The sequence below is a fragment of the Agathobaculum sp. genome (assembly GCF_022775115.1).
In the GTDB taxonomy this organism is placed as follows: Bacteria; Bacillota; Clostridia; order Oscillospirales; family Butyricicoccaceae; genus Agathobaculum.
In genome coordinates this window covers 1-6,431 of sequence record NZ_JALFLA010000005.1, presented here as the reverse complement: position 1 = coordinate 6,431, position 6,431 = coordinate 1, and the positions used below count along the sequence as shown (strand labels likewise).

10 protein-coding genes are annotated in these 6,431 nt (G+C 60.6%); all 10 read left to right on the top strand.

What is annotated here, in order from left to right; genetic code table 11:
• Positions 1–232 precede the first annotated feature (232 nt).
• Positions 233–1,051 carry a rolling circle replication-associated protein gene (locus MR935_RS00730; RefSeq protein WP_290570173.1) on the top strand — a complete coding sequence of 273 codons (819 nt, stop codon included), beginning with the start codon at positions 233–235 and terminating at the stop codon, positions 1,049–1,051.
• The gene (locus MR935_RS00725) at positions 1,044–1,265 is read left to right on the top strand and encodes a cysteine-rich KTR domain-containing protein (RefSeq protein WP_290570172.1); all 222 of its coding nucleotides are present in this window, start codon (positions 1,044–1,046) and stop codon (positions 1,263–1,265) included. Before MR935_RS00730 ends, MR935_RS00725 begins: the two co-directional genes overlap by 8 nt.
• Positions 1,266–1,329: 64 nt before the next feature.
• A complete protein-coding gene (locus MR935_RS00720; RefSeq protein ID WP_290570171.1) occupies positions 1,330–1,704 on the top strand; it encodes an HNH endonuclease signature motif containing protein in 375 nt (124 codons plus the stop codon).
• A gap of 212 nt (positions 1,705–1,916) precedes the next feature.
• A complete protein-coding gene (locus tag MR935_RS00715; protein ID WP_290570170.1) occupies positions 1,917–3,173 on the top strand; it encodes a site-specific DNA-methyltransferase in 1,257 nt (418 codons plus the stop codon).
• The gene (locus tag MR935_RS00710) at positions 3,148–3,648 is read left to right on the top strand and encodes a phage terminase small subunit P27 family (RefSeq protein ID WP_290570169.1); all 501 of its coding nucleotides are present in this window, start codon (positions 3,148–3,150) and stop codon (positions 3,646–3,648) included. The genes MR935_RS00715 and MR935_RS00710 overlap by 26 nt, the downstream gene beginning before the upstream one ends.
• Positions 3,645–3,929 carry a hypothetical protein gene (locus MR935_RS00705; protein ID WP_290570168.1) on the top strand — a complete coding sequence of 95 codons (285 nt, stop codon included), beginning with the start codon at positions 3,645–3,647 and terminating at the stop codon, positions 3,927–3,929. The genes MR935_RS00710 and MR935_RS00705 overlap by 4 nt, the downstream gene beginning before the upstream one ends.
• 75 nt (positions 3,930–4,004) lie before the next feature.
• Positions 4,005–4,757, top strand: coding sequence for a Clp protease ClpP (locus MR935_RS00700; protein ID WP_290570167.1), 753 nt, complete (start codon positions 4,005–4,007; stop codon positions 4,755–4,757).
• Positions 4,758–4,770: 13 nt separating this feature from the next.
• Positions 4,771–5,958: a phage major capsid protein gene (locus MR935_RS00695; RefSeq protein ID WP_290570166.1), complete on the top strand. Its 1,188-nt coding sequence runs from the start codon at positions 4,771–4,773 to the stop codon at positions 5,956–5,958.
• 1 nt (position 5,959) lies between these two features.
• Complete coding sequence (locus MR935_RS00690) at positions 5,960–6,298, top strand: head-tail connector protein (protein ID WP_290570164.1); 339 nt, start codon at positions 5,960–5,962, stop codon at positions 6,296–6,298.
• Positions 6,282–6,431: phage head completion protein (locus MR935_RS10750; protein ID WP_442862996.1), on the top strand; the 150-nt coding region annotated here is incomplete at its 3' end. The genes MR935_RS00690 and MR935_RS10750, both read left to right, overlap by 17 nt.

Here is a 6,431-nt window from a genome sequence, read left to right as displayed (position 1 = left end):
AGATTGCACGACATGTTGTAATTCGGCTCGGATATCCGGGAAAAATTCTGGCGTTTGAGGAAAGTTCGCCGCAACTTCTTGAGTGGCTCAAACAGCCTGCGGAGCAAGAAGGGTAATAATTCACCTTGACATAATGGCAGGCTCCGGATATTCTATAAAACCATCAACGGGGCGGGAGACTGCGGTCTCCTCGGCAGCCCGCTCCGGTGTCCGAATTTAACATGGAGGGCAGATGAAACGACGAAAAACGATTCGTGCGGGGCGGTTGGTGTACGATATTGCGTACACCGTGCCGCGCCCGAACGCCACAAAGCAGGAGCGGGGACGCATCCGCGAGGTGACCGCCGAGCAGATCGCGCGCACCAATTGCAACACCGCCCAGCGCAAGCTGGAACTGCTGATGGCCGCAAACTTCGAGCCGGGGGACTTGCTGATCAGCCCCACATACCGCGATGATGCCCTGCCGGGCAGCGTGGATATCACGCGGCGGCGGCTAAGCAAGGTGTTTGCGCAGATACGCGCACACCGCAAGGCGCGCGGCCAGCCTGATCTAAAATACATCTATGTGATAGAGGGAAGACACGGCGACCATCGTCCGCATGTGCATATTATCCTCAACGCGACTGGGGATGACCTTGAGCTGTTTCGCTCACTCTGGATTTGGGGAGACGATGTGCAGCTTAATTATATCCGCGAGCGCGGATACGACGGTTGGGCGGGCTATCTTACCAAGGAGCGGCGCGAAGCCTCGCTCAACGGGAAGAAGCAATGGGTAGGCAGTCGTAACCTCGCCCAGCCAATCACGACCTATGAATGGGTGGATGACGGCGCGACCGTTGACGCCCCACCCGGTGCGCAGGTGCTCGACGAGGGCGGCGGGCGGAACGAGTCCGCGTCCTGCCGATACATTAAATACCTGCTTCCCGCAAAACCGATAAAACAACGCGCGTGCGCGCGCGTTGTTGCTGGCTTGGAATGCTCTATAACTTCTCACGAGCGCATGGAGAAAAAGCGTAAGCGATGTAGACAGGAGGACAAAACGCGTGTATAATCAGAATCAAGAATACTGGTTGGTCTGCCCGCGGTGCGGCAATAAACTGCATTTGATGCTGCCAACCACGGCGCTGCAAGATTTCCCCTTGCATTGCCGAAAGTGCAAACTTGACGCAATTGTGAATATTGGCGGTGCAGTCCTACGAGCCGAACGGCCATTGGGAACACTGCCGGAGCGAAAGCCTCAGTTGAAATGCGAGAGCCGGAGCTGATTGCCACCGAGTGTGTGGTGATCCGCTCTGGCTCTTTTTGTTTTGCCGGGAGGGAGTGAGTATCGTGCCAAGCAAACCCATGCGCCCATGCCTGTATCCGGGCTGCACGGCACTGGTGCGCAGCGGCTATTGCGACGCGCACTGCCCGCCAGACACCGCGCGCCGCAGTGAGCGCAGCCGTGCCTACCGCCGCTGGTACAGCCTGTCCGTCTGGACAGACGAGCTGCGGCCGCAGCAGCTTGCCCGCGAGCCGTTTTGCCGAACGTGTGCCGCCCGTGGCCTGCGCACCCGAGCGACCGACGTTGACCACGTTGTGCCGCATGACGGTGACTGGGCGCGGTTTACCGACCCGGGCAATCTGGAGAGCCTGTGCCACAGTTGCCACAGCCGGAAAACCGCCGCTGAAAGCAGGGCTAAGGCGCGGTCAAATCGGCGCTGACCTGCCGAACGCTCGGGCGGGCGCGCCCAAGGCGCGTGACGCGCGAGCTTTGGCGAGAAATCCAAAGATTTCTCGCACCTCCCCCACCCAGATAAAATTTTGGGTCAGGGGGCAGAAGACCGCAGGCCCCCTTCCACGTAAGATTTTTTCCCCACGAGCGAAAAATCATGGTCAATCAACCGTCCATAGCACGAGAAACCGAGGTGAAATGCATGAAAACGACAACAGAACTGGAATTGATCGACCCAATGACACTTATCCCGTCCGCGGTTAATCCACGGGTGCATACCCAGCGGCAGATACGCGAGCTGCGCGCCAGCTTGCGTGAGTACGGCGTGGTGTCTCCGGTGATGGTCGACAAAGACTTGAACATCATTGCAGGCCACGCGGTGGTGGAAGCGGCGCTTGCTGAGCATGTAGCAGCCGTTCCGTGCGTGTATGTCGAACACCTGACAGCTGCGCAGCGTAAAGCGTACATGATTGCAGACAACCGTCTGGCCGAAAAGTCCCACTGGGACAATGCGCTGCTGGATGCCTGCTTGCAGGAGCTGTTCGACGCGGGTCTTGACCTACAGCTGACTGGATTTGGAGAATACCGGCTGTCCGATACGCTGGCGCGCGATGCAGCGCCCCAACCGCAGAACAGGGACGCGGCGGCTGACCGTTGCCGCTCCGGCGATTTATGGCAGCTGGGTGGGCACCGTCTGCTGTGCGGCGACGCAACCAAATCCGCAGATATACGGCGGCTAATGGCAGGCGAGCGGGCAGCGCTGCTGCTGACCGACCCACCGTACAACGTCGATTATCACGGCGGCACTGCCGATCACCTGACGATTGAAAATGACAACCTGCCTACAGAGCGGTTTGAGGCGTTTTTGACCGATGCGCTGACCGCGGCGCGCGATGCGCTGCTGCCGGGTGCGGCATTTTATATCTGGTATGCCGCGATCAATACCGTGCCGTTCCTCTCCGCGTGCGAGGCAGCCAAACTCCCCGTACACAGCTACCTTGTGTGGGTCAAAAATCATTTTGTGCTTGGGCGGCAGGACTACAACTGGCAGCACGAGCCTTGTCTCGGCGGCAGGGTCGAGCCAGAGGACTACGCAGCCTGCCTGTATGGCTGGGATGCCCGCGCAGCGCACCGCTGGTATGGCGGGGATGGTCAAAGTACGGTGTTTTACTGCGAAAAACCGACAGAAAACGCCGAACACCCGACCATGAAACCTGTGGAGCTGTTTGCGCGGCAAATCCGCAACAGCACGCGCAAGGGCGAAATCGTACTTGACCCGTTCTGCGGCTCAGGCACATCGGTGCTGGCTGCCGAGACTTACGGACGCAAGTGCCGGGCAATGGAGCTTTCGCCGCACAATTGTGATGTGATTATCTCCCGGTGGGAGGAAATGACCGGAGACACGGCTATGCGGCTGGAAGGAGGTGCGTGTGATGCCGGGACCGAGACAGCCGACTGATCTTGTGTTGCTGAACGGTAAAAAGCACCTGACCAAGGCGGAAATCGCGGCACGGCGCGCATCAGAGGTAAAAGCGCCGCCGCCCAAGAGGAGGAGCATCAAGCCTCCGGCCTATCTGCCGGAAAGCCTGCACAAAAAATTCCGTGTGCTGGCAAAGCAGCTGATCGAGATCGGTATCCTCGCGGAGATCGACTATGACTGTCTGGCGCGCTACCTGTTGGCAGAGCAGGCGTATCTGGCGGTGACTGAGCAGGTCAACCGCGCAATTGCAAATCAGGCTATTACACTGCTGGAGGATCTGAGTAAGACGCAAACGCGGTATTTCAACCAGTGCAGCCGTGCGGCGGCTGATCTGGGGTTGACGATATCCAGCCGCTGCCGCCTGGTCGTGCCCGCGCCGCCGAAAGACGAAGCGGCGGACGACCCGATGAGCGCGATGCTGCGCGAGCGGGAGGCGCGGCGGCGTAAAGCATGACAATGTTTGACGCGGAGGCGGCATCGTTTGTCTGCGATTTTATCGAGTGTTTGACTTGCTCGAACGGCGCACCGATGCGGCTGATGGACTGGCAGCGCGAGGCCGTGACCGAGTTCTACGGCCGTATGGCGCAGGACGAACACGACCCGACCGGTGCATATCTGCGGCAGTATCAATACCTCTACCTCGAAATTGCCAAAAAGAACGGCAAAAGCGAGCTGGCAGGCGCGCTGGGCGTGTACCACCTGTATGCGGATGGCGAGATGAACGGCGAGGTATAACTATGTGCCGCTTGAGCTGTGGGCAGAGCTGTCCGTTCGCCGTAACGGACAGCCGGAGGAAAGGAGCAGGACAACATGACATACAACCTCAAGGGCGTGATCTGCGCGGACGAGGACGCGCAGATCTACCGCCATTTCGGCATGGCGGCGGTCTGCCCGGGCGATATCCGGCAGGCGCTGGCTGAAAACCCAGCGGGTGAGACGTTTGTGCTGGAGGTCAATTCGGGCGGCGGCTCGGTGTACGCAGGATTTGAAATGTATTCACTTCTGCGCGGCGCGACCGTGCCGACACGCGCTGAGGTGCAGAGCCTTGCGGGGTCGGCCGCATCGGTCGTGCTGATGGGCGCGGACGTGGCGGTGGCAAGCCCGGTGGGACAGGTGATGATCCATCTGCCCCGCACCAGTACCGAGGGCAGCCAGACGGAGCACCGCGAGAGCGTGCAGATGTTGGAGGCAGTGACCGCATCCATTATCGCGGCGTATGAGCATAAGTGCCGCAAAAAGACCAGCGCTGCGGCGCTGCGGCGCATGATGGAGCGCGAGACATTTTTGACCGCGCAGGAGGCACTTGACGCGGGACTGCTCGACGAGATCATCGGCGTGGATGAGGGCGCGTCCGCAAAACCGATGCGCGTATTCAACGCGGCGGGCAGTCTGCCTGATATCGACCGGCTGCGCGCAGCCTATCTGGCGGAACGCAAAAGCCCAAGCGCTTGGAAATGCGCGGACGATGGTGCGCCGCCTCCCCCAGTGTCCAATTTTAACACCGCCGCGCGGGCGCGCGCCATTGCGCTCGCTGAGGCGGGCATTTACCAGACAATCATTTAAGGAGGATATCCATATGAAGAAGAAACTACTTGACCTGATGGCAAAGAAGCGGGAAATCGTCGACCAGATGCGCGCGGCGGACGCGGACAACAACCAAACCGCGTTTGATGAGGCGCAGGCGCGTCTTGCGCCGCTGGATGCGGAAATTGCTCGTGTGGAGGCGATCATGCAGGCCGAGGAGTGCACGCCCCCGCCCCCGCAGGCGCAGACGAACGGCGCGCCGGTAGATTCCCGCGAATGTATGCATGCATTCTGTGAGTGCATCCGCGCCCGCGCTCACGGCGACCGTGAAAAGTATCTTGAAAGCGCGGACAGTGTGACGCGCGCCGTGATGAACGAGGGCGCGATGACCGAGGGTGTGCCCGCCGACGGCGGCCTTATCGTGCCGCAGGACATTCAGACGCAGATTAACGAGCGAAAGCGGGCGCTCAATCCGCTCTCGGCGCTGTTTTCGGTCGAAAATGTGCGCGCTGCCGCAGGCTCGCGCGTGTACGACACGCAGCCGAGCCGTGGCTTTGCCAAGGTCGCCGAGATGGGCACGATTGCGCGGGATGACAAGCCCGCGTTTACGCAGATCAAATACACGGTGGAGGACTACGCGCTGATTGTGCCGGTATCCAACGACCTGCTGGCAGACACCGACCAGAACCTAATTGCATATCTGACGCGCTGGCTGGCGAAGAAAGAGGTCATCACGGAAAATAAACTGCTGCTCGGCTTGCTCTCGGCGCTGGACGCGGGCGCAACGCCGGTACAGCCGACCGGCGCGCTCCGGTCGATCAAGACGATCGTTAACACCCTGCTCGACCCGATGATTGCGGTGAACGCTGTATACCTGACCAATCAGACCGGCATGAATTTCATCGATACGCTGGAGGACGACAAGGGCAAGCCGCTGCTGCAGCCTGACATTACCTCTCCGTCGCAGTACCGCATTGGCGGGCGCAGGGTGCATGTGGTATCTGACGCGGTGCTGCCCAACAGCGATACGCCGACCACCCCGCTGTATGTGGGCGATTTCGCGGCGTTCGGCACATTGTTCCGCCGCCAGCAGATGCAGCTGGATTCGACGACCGTTGGCGGAAACGCTTGGAATACCAACAGCACTGAGGTGCGGGCAATCACCCGTCTGGCCGCGCTCACGACCGACGCGGACGCGGTCAAGGCAGCGAAGATCTCGCTGACGGATGTGGGTGGCTGATATGGCGCTGACCGATGAGGGGCGCGCACAGCAGGCCGCGGCGCGGCTTGCCGCCTGCAAGCGCTATATGCGGGTGGACTATACGGAGGATGACGAACTGATCTGCGGTCTGTTGGACATGGCGGACGAGTATCTGCGCGGCGCGGGCTGCGCGCGCGAGCAGAGCCATGCGATGTATGACACGGTATGTCATGCGATGGTGCTGAGCTTGTACGACAACCGCGCGGATGACGCGCGGCAGGCGGTCGAGACCGTGCCGCAGGTAGTGCGGCAGATGCTAAACCAGCTGAAATTGCGCTGCAATTACGGAGGAGGTACGGACGATGGTGCGGGCGGGTGACTTGCGCGAACGGCTGGAGGTCTGGAAGGCCGAGCCGGAGACCGACGAAAACAACGAGACTGATTATGTCCCCCACAAGCTGCGCACGATCTGGGCGAATGTGACGCCCACTTCCGGGCGCACGGCCGAGCTG